Annotated in this window: 15 protein-coding genes and 1 tRNA gene; 5 read left to right on the plus strand and 11 right to left on the minus strand. The window is 63.6% G+C overall.

The annotated features are described in order from the left end of the window. Positions 1–42 precede the first annotated feature (42 nt). The gene (locus RBR52_RS07850; RefSeq protein ID WP_320376646.1) at positions 43–609 is read right to left on the minus strand and encodes a serine acetyltransferase; all 567 of its coding nucleotides are present in this window, start codon (positions 607–609) and stop codon (positions 43–45) included. A 141-nt stretch (positions 610–750) separates the two neighbouring features. After that, entirely contained in the window at positions 751–1107 is a 357-nt protein-coding gene (locus RBR52_RS07855; RefSeq protein ID WP_320376668.1) for a hypothetical protein, read from the minus strand. On the opposite strand from RBR52_RS07855, the gene RBR52_RS07860 reads away from it, so the two are divergent. Together RBR52_RS07860 and RBR52_RS07865 are read left to right on the plus strand one after the other, a co-directional pair. Continuing rightward, entirely contained in the window at positions 1052–1531 is a 480-nt protein-coding gene (locus tag RBR52_RS07860; RefSeq protein ID WP_320376647.1) for a hypothetical protein, read from the plus strand. The genes RBR52_RS07855 and RBR52_RS07860 overlap by 56 nt on opposite strands. An 8-nt stretch (positions 1532–1539) precedes the next feature. After that, the gene (locus RBR52_RS07865; protein WP_320376648.1) at positions 1540–1986 is read left to right on the plus strand and encodes a hypothetical protein; all 447 of its coding nucleotides are present in this window, start codon (positions 1540–1542) and stop codon (positions 1984–1986) included. A 1016-nt stretch (positions 1987–3002) separates the two neighbouring features. Here RBR52_RS07865 and RBR52_RS07870 read toward each other — a convergent pair. The 4 genes from RBR52_RS07870 to RBR52_RS07885 form a co-directional block, all read right to left on the minus strand. Then, positions 3003–3092: transfer RNA gene (locus RBR52_RS07870), tRNA-Ser, on the minus strand. A gap of 76 nt (positions 3093–3168) precedes the next feature. Continuing rightward, positions 3169–4461 carry a serine--tRNA ligase gene (gene serS / locus RBR52_RS07875; protein WP_320376649.1) on the minus strand — a complete coding sequence of 431 codons (1293 nt, stop codon included), beginning with the start codon at positions 4459–4461 and terminating at the stop codon, positions 3169–3171. Between the two features lie 72 nt (positions 4462–4533). Beyond that, a complete protein-coding gene (ispH, locus tag RBR52_RS07880) occupies positions 4534–5529 on the minus strand; it encodes a 4-hydroxy-3-methylbut-2-enyl diphosphate reductase (RefSeq protein WP_320376650.1) in 996 nt (331 codons plus the stop codon). Then, positions 5526–5990, minus strand: coding sequence for a transposase (locus tag RBR52_RS07885; RefSeq protein WP_320376651.1), 465 nt, complete (start codon positions 5988–5990; stop codon positions 5526–5528). The genes ispH and RBR52_RS07885 overlap by 4 nt, the downstream gene beginning before the upstream one ends. Before the next feature lie 132 nt (positions 5991–6122). Here RBR52_RS07885 and radC point away from each other — a divergent pair, with 132 nt between their 5' ends. After that, positions 6123–6803, plus strand: a complete 681-nt coding sequence (gene radC, locus RBR52_RS07890) for a RadC family protein (RefSeq protein WP_320376652.1) — start codon at positions 6123–6125, stop codon at positions 6801–6803. Next, a complete protein-coding gene (locus RBR52_RS07895; protein WP_320376653.1) occupies positions 6800–7522 on the plus strand; it encodes a Smr/MutS family protein in 723 nt (240 codons plus the stop codon). The genes radC and RBR52_RS07895 overlap by 4 nt, the downstream gene beginning before the upstream one ends. Before the next feature lie 39 nt (positions 7523–7561). Here the strand turns inward: RBR52_RS07895 and RBR52_RS07900 are convergent, their stop codons facing one another. The 5 genes from RBR52_RS07900 to RBR52_RS07920 all read right to left on the minus strand — a co-directional run bounded on the left by RBR52_RS07900 (position 7562) and on the right by RBR52_RS07920 (position 15371). Continuing rightward, on the minus strand, positions 7562–8029 hold the full coding sequence (locus tag RBR52_RS07900) for a group II truncated hemoglobin (RefSeq protein WP_320376654.1): 468 nt from the start codon (positions 8027–8029) through the stop codon (positions 7562–7564). A 110-nt stretch (positions 8030–8139) separates the two neighbouring features. After that, complete coding sequence (locus RBR52_RS07905) at positions 8140–10668, minus strand: ABC transporter permease (protein ID WP_320376655.1); 2529 nt, start codon at positions 10666–10668, stop codon at positions 8140–8142. A gap of 102 nt (positions 10669–10770) precedes the next feature. Continuing rightward, positions 10771–13035, minus strand: a complete 2265-nt coding sequence (locus RBR52_RS07910; RefSeq protein ID WP_320376656.1) for a nitric oxide reductase activation protein NorD — start codon at positions 13033–13035, stop codon at positions 10771–10773. Positions 13036–13060: 25 nt separating this feature from the next. Then, a complete protein-coding gene (locus RBR52_RS07915) occupies positions 13061–13867 on the minus strand; it encodes a CbbQ/NirQ/NorQ/GpvN family protein (RefSeq protein ID WP_320376657.1) in 807 nt (268 codons plus the stop codon). Between the two features lie 118 nt (positions 13868–13985). Next, on the minus strand, positions 13986–15371 hold the full coding sequence (locus tag RBR52_RS07920) for a ribulose-bisphosphate carboxylase (protein WP_320376658.1): 1386 nt from the start codon (positions 15369–15371) through the stop codon (positions 13986–13988). A gap of 140 nt (positions 15372–15511) precedes the next feature. Here RBR52_RS07920 and RBR52_RS07925 point away from each other — a divergent pair, with 140 nt between their 5' ends. Next, positions 15512–16462 carry a LysR family transcriptional regulator gene (locus RBR52_RS07925; protein ID WP_320376659.1) on the plus strand — a complete coding sequence of 317 codons (951 nt, stop codon included), beginning with the start codon at positions 15512–15514 and terminating at the stop codon, positions 16460–16462. Positions 16463–16741 lie beyond the last annotated feature (279 nt).

A 16741-nucleotide genomic window follows, 5' to 3' on the forward strand; every position in this document is an offset into this window, starting at 1 on the left:
AATGAAAACCCTGCAGTGACGATTGGACGCCGGCATGAATTTTCAGAACCGACTGTCTCCATGAATGAAAAGACCTGCGGTGGATTTATTTGAAATAACCCTTGCAGGTATTCCACCAAGGGTCACATTTCCCTCAGGAAAGCTCTTGTTGACCACCGCGTTCGCCCCGATTGCCGTATTGTCGCCAATTTCTATCGCGCCAAAGAGCTTTGCGCCTGGCGCAATATAACAATTATTTCCGATTTTTGGCGCTGCCCCGCCGCTGCCGAGCTGGGCACCGATATTGACGCCCGTATGAATTCTGCAGTTTGAGCCCACTCTGGTACCGGAATTCACCACAATTGTCCCATAGTGAAGAATCGCAAGCCCAGGACCGAAAACATTGATGGGAATCGAAAAACCCAATCTGATCGAAAGTCTACGAAAGCGATAGACTGCAATGCGTCTGCGTAGAAAATTTTTCCTGCAATTCGTGAGAAATTCGACTTTTCTCAGCAAGCGCTGGAACTGAAAAATTTCGTCATGGAGCCACGCCCAACGGGAATGCACTCCGAGCGCGATGCGGTCGGCCTCTAGATACATCTGGTAGTCCGCAGACGACTGGATCAAAGTGGCTCCTCCTGGTGTCATGGCTCGTGGCCTTCTATTCTTGCACCTCCATGTTGCGATGCACTCCCCCGACTGAGCGCCAAATGACCTTGCCCCTGAAATCCGTATCCCATAGCCGACTCATGCTCTGGCTTGCCAGGGTCAGTTGGCCAAACAGGTCGATGACCACAGCCAAGAACAGCCACCCTTCGTCGGGGGCGATGTACGTGATGTCGCCCGCCCAGACCTGGTTGGGCTCGGCCACCCGAGTTCGACACCAACCGCGCCAAGCTGTTGTTTTTGTTGAGGCAGGTTAAAAATTACCACTACAGCAGAGTCATCTGGGCGTTGCGGGTCGGTTTCGGGAGATTGAAGGGCCTGGAGCAGGTCGGCCTGTGCAGCGTCGATGCTGAAGATGCCGTCGATGGGGGCGGCGTCGTTGATGCGCACACGGTGACGCTGGATGGCGCGTAGCTGCTTCAGCGCGCGTTGCGGGGTCGAGCCGATCTGCACCGCCATGCGCTATGCCGTGGCGACTTCGCGCGCCAAGGCCGATTCAACGACGGTTCTTGTCCGGGCTTTGCCTGCGGCCAAGGAGCGGCACTTTGCGGCCATCACCGACCCGGCGCAACTGGCGACCTTGCTGCGCGCCATCGACGGTTACAGCGGCGGGCCGGTGGTCTGCGCGGCGCTGCGTCTGGCCCCGCTGCTGCTTCAGCGACCGGGCGAACTGCCGCAGTTGCAGTGGTCATGGATTGATCTGGAAGCACAACAGCCGGAAGCCCGGATACCGGCAGAGATCATGAAGCTGAAGCGGCCTTTGCGTGTGCCTTTGTCGCGCCAGGCCGTGGCGATTCTGCGCGAGGTGGCAGCCTTTTCCGATGGGCGCAATGTGTTTCCAGCGCGCGGCGCATCGGGCGGGTCATCAGCGGCGGCACGCTGATTGCCGCGATGAAGTCGCTCGGTTACGGCGGCGATCTGATGACCTTGCACGGATTGCGAGTGACGGCGCGCACGCTGCTTGATGAGGTCTTGCAGTTCGCCCCGGTCGTGATCTCGCTTAAATTCCATAAAATGATCTTTGATATTAGAATTTCAGGTTTTCCTTTTTGCTTTTCGTCAGGCACACCGCCTGATCTTCTAGCCGTGATGGCGGAATCGGTAGACGCAGTGGACTCAAAGACAGGTGCTTGTACCTACGGCCAGTCTGGGTTCATCGTTCGCGAAGCCGCATCAGGCAAGGGATTGAGCGAAAAACACGCTTTTTGCATCAGGTGTCAAGCAGGAGCCAGGGCGACGCAGACTGGCTCCAAGCGAGTAGTAGAAGGTAGTGCTGTACGATCGCGTCACGCCCGAGTGGTGGAATTGGTAGACGCAGAGGACTCAGACCAAATTTGAGCCCTCCGGGGGAAACCCCAGAGGTGAAGCCCGTCAAACTCGGTGAAGGCCCTGGACGCAAGTCCGAGCTAATGCCGAGCCAAGCCCTCGGATCGAAAGATCCAAGGGAAGGTGTAGAGAGCAGACGGCGGGCACCTACGGCCGCAAGGCTATGGTGAAGGCGTGCTCCAGACCACGAACGACCTGCCTCGCGCAGGACGGCGGCGAAAGCCGAAGTGGGAAGAAAATCCTCCGCCGCAAGGCTTGTCGGTTCGAGTCCGACCTCGGGCACCAATTCGGAAGGCCGCCTCTGTTCACGCAGAGGCGGCTTTTTCGTTCCGTCGGACGTTGCTGCCGTTCGCCCGCCGGAATCCCCGGCCTCACACCAATAACGCTTCCAGCATGTGTGGGATCAGCGGCCACTGGGTCGGCAACCGCGCGTGGCAGCTGTGGCTGACCGCGAGGGAAGCCTGCGCAGCCTCATCGTGAGTGGTGCAGGTGTCGGCGTCCTTCGGAGACCCGAAGTCGCATCGGAAGAGATTGTGGCCTGGCCATATTGGAGTGGATCGACCTAGTTTTGTTGGGTGAGCCAAAGTGGCGAACGTGGAGCGGTCGTCTCAACCGGTCGTGACATCGTCTTGCAGACGTGAAAGTCGTCTTGATTGCTCGATGTCGGCGACGTTGCACGCATTCCGCGCCCATGCCGTCATCGAGCATGGCGTAGCGCCCGCTGGCGAGCGTAACGCCACGGCGGCAGATGCCTGCTACCCGCTGGCCGTCGTTGACTGGCTACCCCGTGCTGGCGCTGCAAGCCGCTCAAGCGCCCATGTCTTGCATTCGGCAGCGCCCGGCCCGCCCCTGTCGCAACTGTCGCACCCACCACCCCAGCGCATCTGTCGGCAGAGTGCGACGCCCGCAGATGCAGCCCCAGCCTGTGGATAACCCGACTATCGCTGCACGCGGGTAAGACCGGAGGTAAGACCGCCGAAATTCTAAAAAGAAAAATCCCAATAAATCATGGGCTTAGATCATTGAACTGGCGGAAAGGGAGGGATTCGAACCCTCGGTAGGCTTGCACCTACGCCTGATTTCGAGTCAGGTACATTCGACCACTCTGCCACCTTTCCGGGGTATTTGCGGCAGTTTGCCTGCTGTTCACGCTAGCTGGCCAACTGCGATGATCGCGAAAAACGAGTGAGTATATCAGGCGCTCGGTCCCAGCTTGCTCTGACCCGCCATATAGGGCTGAAGCGCCTGGGGAATGTCGACACTGCCGTCGGCGCGTTGATAGTTTTCTAGGATGGCCACGAGCGTTCGCCCCACGGCAAGGCCGGAACCGTTCAGAGTGTGCACGAGTTCAGTCTTGCCGCTTTCTGTCCGGTAGCGAGCCTGCATGCGGCGCGCCTGGAATGCCTCCATATTGGAGCAGGAGGAAATTTCGCGGTAGGTGTTCTGCGCCGGGAGCCAGACCTCGATGTCGTGGGTACGCGCGCTGCCGAATCCCATGTCGCCGGTGCACAGGACGACGGTGCGGTAGGGCAATTGCAGGCGTTGCAGGATACTCTCGGCGTGGGCGGTGAGTCGTTCCAGCGCGGCGCTGGATTCTTCGGGCCGCGTGACCCAGACCAGCTCCACTTTATCGAACTGGTGCTGACGAATGAGTCCGCGCACGTCGCGCCCGCCCGATCCGGCCTCGGAGCGAAAGCAGGGTGTGTGCGCCACATAACGCAACGGCAGTTGGGTCGCGTCGAGAATCTGCTCGCGCACCAGATTGGTCAGCGGCACTTCGGCGGTGGGAATGAGGTAGTGGCTCTCGCCCTCGCCGTGCCGGACGGGGAACAGGTCTTCCTCGAACTTGGGAAGCTGCCCGGTGCCGCGCAGCGCCTGAGCCGACACGATGTAAGGCACATAGGCCTCGGTGTAGCCATGTTCGGTGGTATGAACGTCGAGCATGAATTGCGCAAGGGCGCGATGCAGGCGGGCAACCGGGCCGCGCAGCACGGCAAAGCGCGAGCCGGAGATGCGCGCCGCAGACTCGAAGTCCAGTCCGAGGCCGGCGCCGACATCGACGTGATCGCGCACCGGAAAGTCGAATTGGCGCGGCACGCCCCAGCGTCTGAGCTCGACGTTCTGATGCTCATCCAGGCCGATGGGCACGTCGGCCGCGGGCAGATTGGGCACGGCCATGAGCAGGTCGTGCAGTTCGGCCTGCAGGACATCGAGCCGGGCTGCGTCGGCTTCCAGCGTGGATTTGATGTGGCCGACCTCTTCCATGATGGGAGCGACATCCTCGCCTTTTGCCTTGGCCTGGCCGATCTGCCTGGAGAGTTGGTTGCGCCGCGCCTGCAGATCTTCGGTGCGCTTCTGCAGGGTCTTGCGCTCGGCTTCGAGGGCTTCGAAGCGGGACACATCGAGAAAGGGCTGTGGGGACTGGCGGGTTTCGAGCCGGGCGATGACGTGTGAAAGATCTTTGCGCAGCAGGGAGATGTCGAGCATGATGCGTTGGTTGGGAAGGAAAAATGAGGCCGCCGCAGCGCTTTTGTGCTGCAGGTCAGATCGGCAAGCGGGTCATGCGCGCCTGGAGTCGCCCTTGACGGCCAGCTCGCGCGGCAGCGGAAACTGCACCGCCTCGGTCACGCCTTCGAGTTGCCGCACGGCGACCGCGCCCAGCGCCTTGAGACGGGCGACGACCTGTCCGACCAGTTCCTCCGGAGCGGAAGCGCCCGCCGTCAGACCGATTCTGCGCGCACCCTGCAGCCATTCCGGGCGCAGGTCTTCGACCCGGTCGACCATGTATGCGGGCTTGCCCATGCGCTGGGCCACTTCGCGCAGGCGGTTGGAATTCGAACTGGTCGGACTGCCTACCACGATGACGACATCGACCTGTGGAGCGAGCATCTTCACCGCGTCCTGGCGGTTCTGGGTGGCGTAGCAGATGTCTTGCCGTTTGGGCTCTTGCACCTGCGGAAACCGGGCGCGCAGCGCGGCGACGATTTCGGCGGCATCATCGACCGACAGCGTGGTCTGGGTAACAAAGGCCAGCGGCGCGTCGGGCGCAAGGGTCAGCCTGGCGACATCTCCTGCGGTCTGCACCAGATGGATGCCCTCGGCCTGCCCCATGGTGCCTTCGACTTCGGGATGCCCCGCATGGCCGATCATCACGATTTCCAGGCCGTTGCGCCGCATCTTGGCCACCTCCACATGCACCTTGGTGACCAGCGGACAGGTGGCGTCGAACACCTGCAAACCCAGCGCCTGCGCCTGCGCGCGAACCGCTTGCGAGACCCCGTGCGCAGAAAACACCACCGTGCCACCCTTGGGCACTTCGTCGAGTTCTTCGACGAAAACCGCGCCCTTGGCCTTCAGGTCGTTGACCACATAGGTGTTGTGCACGATTTCGTGACGCACATAGATGGGCGCGCCAAAGCGTTGCAGCGCGCGCTCGACGATGTCGATGGCCCGACTCACACCAGCGCAAAAACCGCGCGGGTTGGCCAGCAACACCTGCGGCGCGGGCGCGGAGGTTTCAGTTTCCTGCGATGGTGGGGAGGCGTCTGGCTTCATAGCACGGCGAGAATCTTGACCTCGAAAGTCGTGGGGCAATCGGCCAGAGGATGGTTGAAATCGAGCAGCAGGGTGTCGCCCGCGGCGTCGATCTCGCGCACCAGCGCCGTGAGCAGACCGGTTTGGCCTTCCACACCCGTGGGCAGATGCAGGCGCAGCACGTCACCGACCTGCGCCTCGGATCCGGGATGCTCGCACGCGCGCTCGACCTCTGCGCGCGAAACCCAGCGCAACAAACCCGGAACGCGCGCCCCGAATGCAGCGCCCGCCGGCAGATCGAAGCGCGCATGCGCGTCTTCTTCGAGGCCGATGAGCAAGGCCTCCAGCGCCGGGCTGAGTTGCCCCTGTCCCAGCGTGAGCGTGGCGGGGGTGGTGCCGAAGGTGTTGACGGCATCGACGCCGGCCGGATCGCTGAGGCGGTAATGCAAGGTCAGGTAGGAATCTGGCTGAACGAAGGACATGATGGAGAGCGGGCAGGCAAAATAGCCGCTGAAGAGCGCCCCCAGACCTGCCGCATTCGCGTCAGGCTTCCCTGGGAGCGCTCATGAGCGAGCCGTAAAGACGACATAAACCGCATTTTAGGGGGAACCCGCATGGCCACACGCATCGCCGATCTTCCCGCTGACGCGCGTCCGCGCGAAAAACTGCTGGCGCGCGGACCGCAGGCGCTGGCCGATGCCGAACTCGTCGCCATCGTGCTGCGCACCGGGGTGCGCGGGCAAAGCGCCCTCGATCTGGCCGCCGCCCTGCTCGACCGGTTCGGCGGACTGCATGGCCTGCTCAACGCCCCGCCGGAGCAACTGCGCAGAATCAAAGGACTGGGCGCCGCCAAATATGCCGAGATTGCCGCCGTGCTGGAGCTCGCCCGTCGCAGCCTGAACGAGCAGATGATGCAGCAACCCCTGCTCGATTCACCCGCCGCGGTGCGCGATTACCTGCGACTCTGGCTCGGCCCGCAGCCGGTGGAAATTTTTGCGGTGCTGTTTCTCGACAATCAGCACCAGCTCATCGCCTCGGAGGAGCTTTCGCGTGGCACGCTGGCGAGCACCAGCGTCTACCCGCGCGAGGTGGTGAAGGCCGCGCTGCGCCGCAATGCCGGTGCGCTGATTCTGGCGCACAACCATCCCAGCGGCCTGGCCGAACCGTCTGCGGCTGATCGCGCCATCACCCAAACCCTGAAGTCGGCGCTGGCCCTGGTGGATGTGCGCGTGCTCGATCATCTGGTGGTCACCCGGCAGAGTGTGGTCTCGTTTGCCGAACGGGGGCTGTTGTGAAGCCTGCCATCCCTGCGCCCAAGGCGAGCAGCCAGGACGCGCTGCGGGATTTGCGCAGGCGCCTGCGCCAGCCTCAGACTGCGCGCGTGAAACCGGAACCAACCCCGCCGCCCATTGCGGCCGTTCGCGCCGAACCTGTGCCTACGGCGGCGGATCGCGCCTTGTTTCGCGCGGCCGCTGCGGGCGCCATGTGCTTGGGGGCATCGATGCACCCTCCCCCGCCGGGATTGCAGCCCGTGCCGCCCCAACCCATTCCGCGCCAGTCACTGCGCGACGAGCGGGCCGTGCTGGTGGAGGCGATGTCGGACGAGCTCGACCTCGATCACTTGCTGGAAACCGACGCCGCGCTATCGTGGCGGCGCGAGGGCGTGGGAGCAGACACGCTGCGCAAGCTGCGCCGAGGTCACTGGACGATCCAGCATGAAATCGACCTGCACGGCCTGCGCCGCGACGAGGCGCGCGAGGCGCTGGGGCAGTTTTTGCGCACCGCGCTGCAGCGCGAATGGCGCTGCGTGCGGGTGATCCACGGCAAGGGGCTGAGTTCGCCACAGCGCGAGCCCGTGCTCAAGCACAAGGTGCGAAGCTGGCTGATGCAGCGCGATGAAGTGATGGCCTATGTGCAGGCCCGGCCCAGCGATGGCGGCGCCGGTGCCCTGGTGGTGCTGCTGCGTTCGGCGCGGCGCATGGAGCGCAGCGTTTCGGGCAAGCCCGGAGATTGAGCGGCGGAATCTGCCGGGCAAAACAATCCGGCCGTACGTTCAGCCATGCACCACATTGCCTGCCGGCATATTGCCCGGCTCGGCCTTGTTGCGCATCCAGTCGGCCGTGCCGGCGAAGGCTTCGTGCAACTGGCGGCGCAAATCGTCTTCCATCTCGATTTCGTTCAAGGTCTGCGTCATGCAGGCCATCCAGTCGTCGCGCTCCTTGGTGCCGATGGCGTAGGGAAAGTGGCGCATGCGCAGGCGCGGGTGCCCATATTGCGGGGAATACAGATCGGGACCGCCCAGCCAGCCGCTCAGAAACAGGTAGAGCTTTTCCCGCGTTTCTTCGGAATGCGTGGGATGCATGGCTCGCAGCTCGGTGTATTGCGGCTCCAGTTCCATCAAGTCGTAGAAATGATCCACCAGCCTGCGCACACCCTGCGCACCGCCGAGGCGGTGATAAGGCGTGCTGGAAACCGGTTGGTGCGCGGGCGCAGCAGGGGTGATGGCGATGGTTTCTGACATGGAGAGGAGCGACTTCGGAAGGAAAGCGAAACAAAATGGAGCGCATTATGGAAGAAGCGCCCCGACAAAACTTGCCTCAGGTCAATCTGCGGCCAATCAGCAGACTTTCTTCAAGACAACGCGCGCAAACTCTGCCCCGGCGTCCTGCGCAGCACCTCGCGCAGACTCCACCACCCGGCGGCCATCGCCAGCGCGGATGCCACCAGCATGGCCGCTGGCCAGAGCCACCAGGGCGGCTGCCAGGGGAACAGGAACACCCAGTGCGCCAGCGCCGCGCTCACCCCCGCCGCCCCGGCCGCGCCGAGCAGCCCGGCGAGCGCGCCGACCCACATCATTTCCACCAGGGCCATGCGACGGAGCAACCGCGAAGAGGCGCCCAGGGCGCGCCACACTGCCATCTCGCGCGATCGGTCCTGCCTGGACAGAGCCAGCGAGGCAGAGAGCACGGTCAGCCCGGCCGCCAGCGCGAACAGGAACAGAAACTGCACGGCGGTGATGACCTGCTCGATCAGCTTGCGCAAATGCGCCAGCAGACTGCCGACATCGATGACGGTGAGGTTGGGAAACTGCCGCACCAGCGCATCGTCCATGCGCTGCGCATCGCCGGGGGCGCGATAGGCGGCGAGATAGGTCACGGGCTGATTTTTCAGCATGGCCCGCGGCAGCAGCACGAAGAAGTTGGCGTGCATCGAACTCCAGTCCACATGCCGCACGCTGGTGATCGGTGCGCTCACGCGCTGGCCGGCGATATCGAAGGTCAGGGTATCGCCAAGTTTGAAGCCCAGCGTCTTGGCGATGCCCTGCTCTACCGACAGGCCTTGGGCGTCTGGCCCGCCGGTGTCGTTCCAGTCGCCCGCCACCAGGGTATTGGCCTTGGGCAGCGTGGCGCTGGCCGAGAGATTGAATTCGCGGTCGATCAGCTCGCGGGCGCGGGTGTCGTCGTAGTCGCGGCCGAAAACCGGCCTGCCGTTGATGGCCACCAGACGGCCGCGCAGCATGGGGTACCAGTCTTCGTGGTCCACCCCGTCGCGGCGCAGCGCGGCCAGAAAGTCCCGACTTTGCGCGGGTTGGATGTTGATGACGAAACGGTCGGGCGCGTTGGGCGGGATGGAGGCGCGCCAGGCATCGATCAGACTGGTGCGCATGAGCACCAGCAGCACCAGCGCGAGCAGGCCCAGGCTCAGCGCGGTGATCTGGATCACCGCGCTCCATGGCCGGGTTGCCAACTGTCGCGCCGCCATTTGCATCAAGCCGCCGGCGGCCGCGCAAGACGCCGCCCGGCTGCGTAGCCAGCGTTTGAGCCCCTGCAGCATCAGCCAGGCCAGCAGGGCGAATACCAGCGTCAGACCGATGAAACCGCCTGCGGCGATCAGCCCCAGGCGCAGATCGCCGGCCTGCAGCCACAGTAACAGGCCGAATGCGGCAACACCCGAAAACACCGTGATGAACGGCGCCGACTGCAGCCGCCCCAGACTGCGGCGCAGCAGGGCCAGCGGCGGCACGCGCGCCAGTTGCAGAATCGAGGGCAGGCCAAACGCCAGCAGCAGCACCAGGCCCGTCGCTGCGGCGAACAGCGCGGGCGCCCAACTGGGGGCGGGCAGTTCGCGCACCTGAACCTGGATCAAGCCGTGCAGCAGTCCGATCATCGCCGCCTGCACCGCCAGGCCGAGCAACACGCCCAGCAGCGCCGCAAACCCGCCCAGCCAGAAAAACTCCGCAGCGTAGCGACGCAGCAAAACGCCCTGACGCAATCCCAAGGCCTTGAACACCGCGCAGGGTTGCAGGCGTCGACGTGCAAAGTCGCGTGCGGATTGAGCCACCGCCACTGCGGCCATCAATGCGGTGATCAGTGCCACCAGATGCAGAAAATCCGACGCGCGCTTGAGCGTCTGCTCTTGCGCCGGGCCGCTGTCGGCGACGGTTTCCACCCGCATGCCGCGCGCGGTCGTCTGGCGTATCTGCTCCTGCGCCCACTCGCCATAGGCGGCCACCGTCGGCGATGGCCCTGCGACCGCGAGGCGATAGGTCACCCGGCTGGCGGGCTGGATCAGCCCGGTGGCCGGCAGATCGGCGCGATTCATCATCACCCGCGGCGCAAGGTTGATGAAGCCCGCGCCCGTGTCGGGCTCGCGCACCAGAATCGCGGCAATGCGAAACTTCGCATTACCCAGTTGAAGAGAATCACCCACCTGCAGCCGCAGCGCGCCCAGCACCCCGGCGTTCACCCAGACCGTACCGGGCTCGGGCGGCCCGCTGCGCGACACCTCGGGGGCCTGCAGACCGTCGCGCAGCACCACCAGCCCGATAAGCGGGTAATGCGCGCCCACCGCCTTGAGCGACACCAGCCGGGTATGGTCGCCCGTGACATCGAGCGCCATGCTGGAAAACACCGCCGTCTGCATAGACCGCAGACCCAGCGCTTGGGCGTGCTGCAAATACGGCGGCGGCAAGGGATGATCGCTGACGATCACGACATCGCCGCCGATCAATTGCGCGGCATCGCGCACCAGAGCGCCCTGCAGCCGCTGCGCGACGAAGCCCACCGCCGACAGCGCCGCCACCGCCAGTACCAGCGAGAAAAACAAGAGTCGCAGTTCGCCGCTGCGCCAGTCACGCCAAAGCTGTCGCAAGGATTGCATGAAAGAGGTTTGTGGAATGGAAAGGATGGGCCGGGTGAAATGAGGCCCTATTGTCCACAGCGCCTCTTTTCCGCGCAGAAGCGAGGCCTTGCGGCGCCCGGCTCAACGCGACTTCGTCAACGCCAGAAACACTTCCGGCAGTTTCTCCGGCAGGCGCTCGATGTGGTCGATCACGGTGTAGCGGCGGCCAAAAATATCCGACACATAGGCATCGGCGCGCGGATCGAGGCTGATGCAGTAAGTGAAAATGCCGTCGCGTTCGAGCTCCCTCACCGCCTGGCGGGCGTCCTCGATGAGCAGGCGTTCGTCATTCACATCGACGTCGGCGGGTTCGCCGTCGGTGAGGATGAGCAGCAGCTTTTTATCGTTCTTGCGCGCGCGCAGCGAGTGGGCGGCATGTCGCAGCGCCGCGCCCATGCGGGTGGAATAGTTCGCCTGCATTGCGGCGAGGCGCGCCTTGACCTCGTCGCCCCACTGCTCGCCAAAGCCCTTGAGGTGCACATAGCGCACTTCGTGCCGGGTGTTGGACTGGAAACCGGCAATCGCCAGCGGATCGCCCAGGCGATCGATCGCCCAGGCCAGCAGCGAGACGGCTTCCTGCGAGAGTTCGAGGATGGTCTGGTCCGAGCTTCCCGCCTTGTCGTTGAGCGAGGCCGAGAGGTCGAGCAGCAGGGTCACGGCGATGTCGCGCCCGTTGGTGCGGTGGCTCATATTGATGCGCGGATCGGGGGTGGAGCCCGCCTTGAAATCGATCAGCGAGCGAAGCGCCACGTCGAGATCGAGTTCGCTGCCCTCCTCCTGATAGCGGATGCGCACCTTGTCCTGCGGCTTGAGCGCTTCAAGCAGCCGTTGCAGCCGTTTGGCCAGTGGGGCGTGCTTTTGCAGCAGACGGTCGATGTCTGCTGCGCGGCCCGACGGATGCAGCGCCTCGTACACGCTCACCCAGTCGGGCCGGTAGGTCTGGCTGTGATAGTCCCACTCGGGATAGTGCCGCGGCGGCAGGCGCTGCACCTCCTCCTGCGTATCGTGGCGGCGGGTCTCGTCGAAGCTTTGTTCCTCGTCTGCCTCTTCGATGAAGCGCCACAGATGCCGGTTGTCGTCGCGGTAGTCGATGACCGTGTCGTCGAAGTGCACGTTCGCAAACTGGTCGCTCGGCCTGCGGGTTTTGGCGACGAAGGCCAGCGCCAGCGCGGCCATGTCGCGAGTGGACGATGCGCCCGGCGTCATCAGGTCGTGAAAGCGCGCAACAAAGTCGTTCAGATCGGCATCGCGGTAGCCGTGCTGGGGGTCGAGCAGCGCCCGCGACAACATCGCCAGGCGGTGGCGCAGGCAGGAGGTGGTCTCGGGGTCGCAGGCGTCTTCCGCGGGCCGGGGATGTAGCGCGAGAAACAGCCGCCGCAGTCCGGGGTATTCGCGGATCAGCAGGGTCTCAACCCGGCAGTCCTCGAAAAACTCGACGGCCATGCGCTGAAACGGGCTCCAGTTGTCGGCGATCTGCGGGGTGGACCAGCGTCTATGCCCCACCATATGGGCGAGCATCGCGCGATAACGGTCGAGGCCGGACACGCCTTGCGCATCGTCCTGCACATCGGGCAGACGCATGCCCAGCGGGTCGTAATAGGGCACGGGCTTGCGCAGTTGATCGAAGGCAGTGGAGTACGGAATGAGCAGATCGCCATCGCGCCACAGGCCGCGCAGATACAGGTCGAGCCTGCGCTCCACATCCACCAGCAGCGTGCCGTGACGTTCGCGCTGCAGCACGGCGCGCGAGTCGGCCGACTGCAGGCTGAAGTAGTCTTTTTGCCGCTCGGGATGGGTGGCATAGTTGCGCACGCCGTAATCGACCCAGCGCCGCAAGCCACCGATGTCGAGCTGGGCCAGCAGGGTCGGCGCCTGCGCAAAAAAGTCGGGCAGCCCCGGGCTGGGATAGGTGGTGTGAAAGCCGTGGATGGAACGCGTGGTCCGCGCCATCAAGTCCAGCGTGAGATCGAGATAGTGCTGGAGTTGCTCGCCCGCTTGCAGGCGCTGCGCCACCGGGGCCAGGGTCTGCAAAAAGGGCGTGATGGCCCGGCCGTTGGGCGACTTCTGCAGGCCTTGCACCACAGCCATCACGGGCGCCAGCATGCCCTCGCCGACGACGCGCGCCGCAGCCGGCCAGGCTTCGAGAAAGGCCAGCAAGGGCTCGGCGCCCCGCCCCAGTTTGCCGATGAGTCGGCCCGCTTCGAGAAAGGCGTCCAGGCCCTTGGGCGTGAGCACGCTGTGGGCATCGGCCAGGCAGGCGGGGAACATCGCCTCCACGAGCGGAAAGCGCGTGTCGAGCCGCGCCCAATAGGTGCGCGTCGATTCGTCCATGACGGCATCACTCACGACGGCTGGGCCTTGCTTGGCGTGATTACGCGAAGGTCACGTCGATGGCATGATCGAGCGTCTGGCGAATGTCGGCATCGTCGGTGATGGGGCGCACCAGCGCCATGCGGCAGGCGTCGGCTGCATCGACGCCATCGTGGATGAGCTGGGCGGCATACACCATCAGGCGGGTGGAGATGCCCTCGTCGAGGCCGTGACCCTTGAGGTTGCGCGCGGTGTGGCCGATTTTCACCAACTTGCTGGCCATCTCGGCGTCGAGGCCGCTTTCCTTGCACAGAATGGTGGTTTCGAGCTCGGCTTCGGGGTAGTCGAAATCGAAGGCGGTGAAACGCTGCTTGGTGGACTGCTTCAAGTCCTTCATCAGCGACTGGTAGCCGGGGTTGTACGAAATCACCAACTGAAAATCCGGGTGCGCGGCAATCAGCTCGCCCTTCTTGTCCAGCGGCAACACGCGGCGGTGATCGGTCAGCGGGTGGATGACCACGGTGGTGTCCTGACGCGCCTCGACGATTTCGTCGAGATAGCAGATGGCGCCGATGCGCGCGGCCGTGGTCAGCGGGCCGTCGAGCCAGCGCGTGCCGCCGCCTTCGAGCAGATAGCGCCCGACCAGATCGCTCGCGGTCATGTCTTCGTTGCAGGCCACGGTGATGAGCGGCTTGCCCAGCTTCCATGCCATGTATTCGACAAAGCGCGATTTGCCACAACCGGTCGGCCCCTTGACCATGACCGGCAGACGGTTGCGGTAAGCCGCCTCGAACAAGGCTACTTCGCGGCCCTGCGGCTGGTAGTAGGGCTCCGCATGAACCCGATACTGCTGCGCGTCACTGCTCATGCATCGCACCTCCAAAACAACACGCCCCCGTGAGACCGGGGGCGCAAAACGCAAGGAAAAAACGCAAAACGACGTCGAAAACGGCGTCAGGATCGACGCCAAACGACGCCAAGACAGCTTACTTGTGCACGCCCAGCTTCTCGCGCCAGCCTGGGAATAGCTTGTCGGCATCGCCTGGGAAGGATTCGAACGCGCGTGCGAACTCTCTGTGCTCCTTGGCCCATTCGATCGGGTCGGCTCCCGCCTTCCAGCACTCATAGGCCTGGCGCAGCGACTTGGCGCCGGCGGCCGGCGAGTCGATATGGCCGTAGGAGCCGCCGCCCGCGGTGTTGATCACGTTGCCGTGGCCCAGGTTCTCGAAAAAACCGGGCAGACGCAGCGCGTTCATGCCGCCGGAGATGATGGGAGTGGTGGGCTTCATGCCGTACCACTTCTGGAAGTAGACCGGCCCCTGGCATTCGTCGCGTTCGATCATGTAGGCGATGTTGCGGTCGTCGCCCTCGCCTTCCATCTTGCCGTAGCCCATGGTGCCCACGTGGATGCCCGAGGCCCCCTGCAGACGGCTCATCTTGGCCAGCACGAAGGCGGTGTAGCCGCGCCTGGAACTCGGCGAGGTGATCATGCCGTGGCCGGCGCGGTGGTAGTGCAGGTACTGGTTGGGATACTGGCGGCGGGCGGTGGTGACCATGCCGGGACCGCCGACGAAACCGTCGACCAGGAAGGCCAGTTTGTCGGCATCGGGGCCGAAGGTTTCCAGCGCGAAGTCGGCGCGGGCGCACATTTCGTGATAGTCGTCGGCGGTGATGTTCATGGAGAACAGCTTGGCCTGACCGGTTTCGTCCTGCGCGCGCTTCATGGCGTCATAGACCAGAGGAATGGTCTTTTTCACCGGGGCGAACACCTGGTTGCCCTGCGGCTCGTCGTTCTTGATGAAGTCGCCGCCCAGCCAGAACTGATAGGCCGCCTGGGCGAACGGTTCCGGGCGCAGACCCAGCTTGGGCTTGATGATGGTGCCGGCGATGTAGCCGCCGTCCTTGATCGGACGACCGAGGATGCGCCACAGGTCGGAGATATCCTTGGATGGGCCGTCGAACATCTGGATCGCGCGCTCGGGCATGTAGAAATCGATCATCTTGCCGTACTCGACGTCGCCCATGCCCTGGTTGTTGCCGATCACCAGCGTGAGGAAGGACACGATCATGAAGCGGCCGTCGATCACGTTACGATCGAACAGCTCGATCGGATAGGCGATGCGCATGTCCTCGCTGGCTTCGTCGATGTAGTAGACCAGCGCGTCGACGCCCTTGGTGAAGTCGTCGGTCGTGCTCACTTCCACATTGGTGCCGGTGGACGATTCGGCCGCGAAGTGCGCTGCCGTGGCCAGATAGTCGTAGCCCGCCTTGGGTTTCATCTTGTAGGCCACAAGAATGTGCTTGCCGCCCGCAATCAGATCTTCTTCCTTCAGATCCAGATTGGCGTAGCGGCTGGATTGATCGTGAGCCATGTCGTTCCTCCGAGTACAGTGGGTGGGCCATTGCGGCCCGATGCAGTTCAAACCAACAGCCACTATAGGGGAGATTTTCAATAAGATAAACTAAGAGTTTTTTAAGCCGTTCATATTGTTTGGTGATGATAAAAATCACATTGAGGCAGCTCGAAATCCTCCAGGCCGTCGCCGATTGCGGCAGTTTTTCCCGTGCGAGCGAGGCGCTGCACCTCACGCAACCGGCCGTTTCGATGCAGATGAAGCAATTGGAGCATCTGCTCGATGTGCCGCTGTTCGAGCATTTCGGCAAGAAAATCCGCCTCACCGAGGCGGGCAACGAAACCTTGCGCAGCGCCCAATCCGTCTTCCGCGAACTGGCCAATCTCGAACAGTCGCTCGCCAGCCTCAAGGGGCTCAAAGGCGGCGTGCTCACGGTTTCTGCCGTGAGCACGGCCAGCGTGCTCGCCGCACGGTTGATGGCAGTGTTCCGCAACCAGAACCCCGAGGTGCGAGTCTGCCTCAACGTCATCAACCGCGAAACCCTGCTCAAGCATCTGACCGAGAACATCAGCGATCTCGCGCTGATGGGCACCCCGCCCGAGGGCTACCACCTCAGCGCCACGCCTTTCATGGAGAACCCGCTGGTCATCATCGCTGCAGCCAATCACCCTCTGGCGCGCAAGCGGCGCATCCCCCTGGCCCGCCTGCTAGAAGAGCCCCTGGTCGTGCGTGAGCCCGCATCCGGCACTCGAAGAGCCCTGGAAAATTTCATTCTCGACCAGCATCTGCCGTTCAGACCGGCGATGGAGATGAACAAGAACGAGGCCATCAAGCAAGCCGCCGAGGTGGGGCTGGGCGTGGGCCTGGTGTCGCTGCACACGGTGCAGGCGGAGCTGGCCTGCGGCCAGTTGTGCGTTCTCGATGTCGAAGGCTTTCCCCTCAAACGGCAGTGGTATCTGGTTCAACGCGAAGGAAAACGCCTCAGTCCTTCGGCGCAAGCCTTTGCCGAACTCGTTCTGCAGCGTGCCTCGCAGGTGCTGCTCCCTCATGAAAAATCGCCGGGCCGCACCGAGTCATCTCGCCCACCTCGCGGCGCGCAAGCAGTCTGACCTCGACAGGCGACCGCCTCAGCCTGCTCCAAAGGCCTGACGCGAGCGCCGCAATCTGGGGGTGCTCAGGTCGAGACCACAAACAGCAAACGTGCAAAGGCGCTTTTTTAGGTTCCAGATCGCGTGAAACACTGCACCAGAGCAAGCCTGTCTGTACCGGCTCGGGTTGTCTGGACACGGTTTTGCAACTCAGGCCGCCTTTCGCAAAGCATAGGTCTGTCGGGCTTCGAGGGGTGACATGAAGCCCAATTTTTCGAGACGCCAATGGCGGTTGTACCG

It is taken from the genome of Thiomonas sp. (assembly GCF_034007205.1).
Lineage (GTDB): Bacteria > Pseudomonadota > Gammaproteobacteria > Burkholderiales > Burkholderiaceae_C > Thiomonas.

Bases quoted from the DNA above. Each gene is read 5' to 3' on its own strand.
- RBR52_RS07860 (WP_320376647.1), top strand. From the start codon at position 1,052: ATGGCGCGTAGCTGCTTCAGCGCGCGTTGCGGGGTCGAGCCGATCTGC.
- RBR52_RS07855 (WP_320376668.1), bottom strand. From the start codon at position 1,107: ATGGCGGTGCAGATCGGCTCGACCCCGCAACGCGCGCTGAAGCAGCTA.
- RBR52_RS07865 (WP_320376648.1), top strand. From the start codon at position 1,540: ATGAAGTCGCTCGGTTACGGCGGCGATCTGATGACCTTGCACGGATTG.
- serS (WP_320376649.1), bottom strand. From the start codon at position 4,461: ATGCTCGACATCTCCCTGCTGCGCAAAGATCTTTCACACGTCATCGCC.
- ispH (WP_320376650.1), bottom strand. From the start codon at position 5,529: ATGAAGCCAGACGCCTCCCCACCATCGCAGGAAACTGAAACCTCCGCG.
- RBR52_RS07885 (WP_320376651.1), bottom strand. From the start codon at position 5,990: ATGTCCTTCGTTCAGCCAGATTCCTACCTGACCTTGCATTACCGCCTC.
- radC (WP_320376652.1), top strand. From the start codon at position 6,123: ATGGCCACACGCATCGCCGATCTTCCCGCTGACGCGCGTCCGCGCGAA.
- RBR52_RS07900 (WP_320376654.1), bottom strand. From the start codon at position 8,029: ATGTCAGAAACCATCGCCATCACCCCTGCTGCGCCCGCGCACCAACCG.
- RBR52_RS07905 (WP_320376655.1), bottom strand. From the start codon at position 10,668: ATGCAATCCTTGCGACAGCTTTGGCGTGACTGGCGCAGCGGCGAACTG.
- RBR52_RS07915 (WP_320376657.1), bottom strand. From the start codon at position 13,867: ATGAGCAGTGACGCGCAGCAGTATCGGGTTCATGCGGAGCCCTACTAC.
- RBR52_RS07920 (WP_320376658.1), bottom strand. From the start codon at position 15,371: ATGGCTCACGATCAATCCAGCCGCTACGCCAATCTGGATCTGAAGGAA.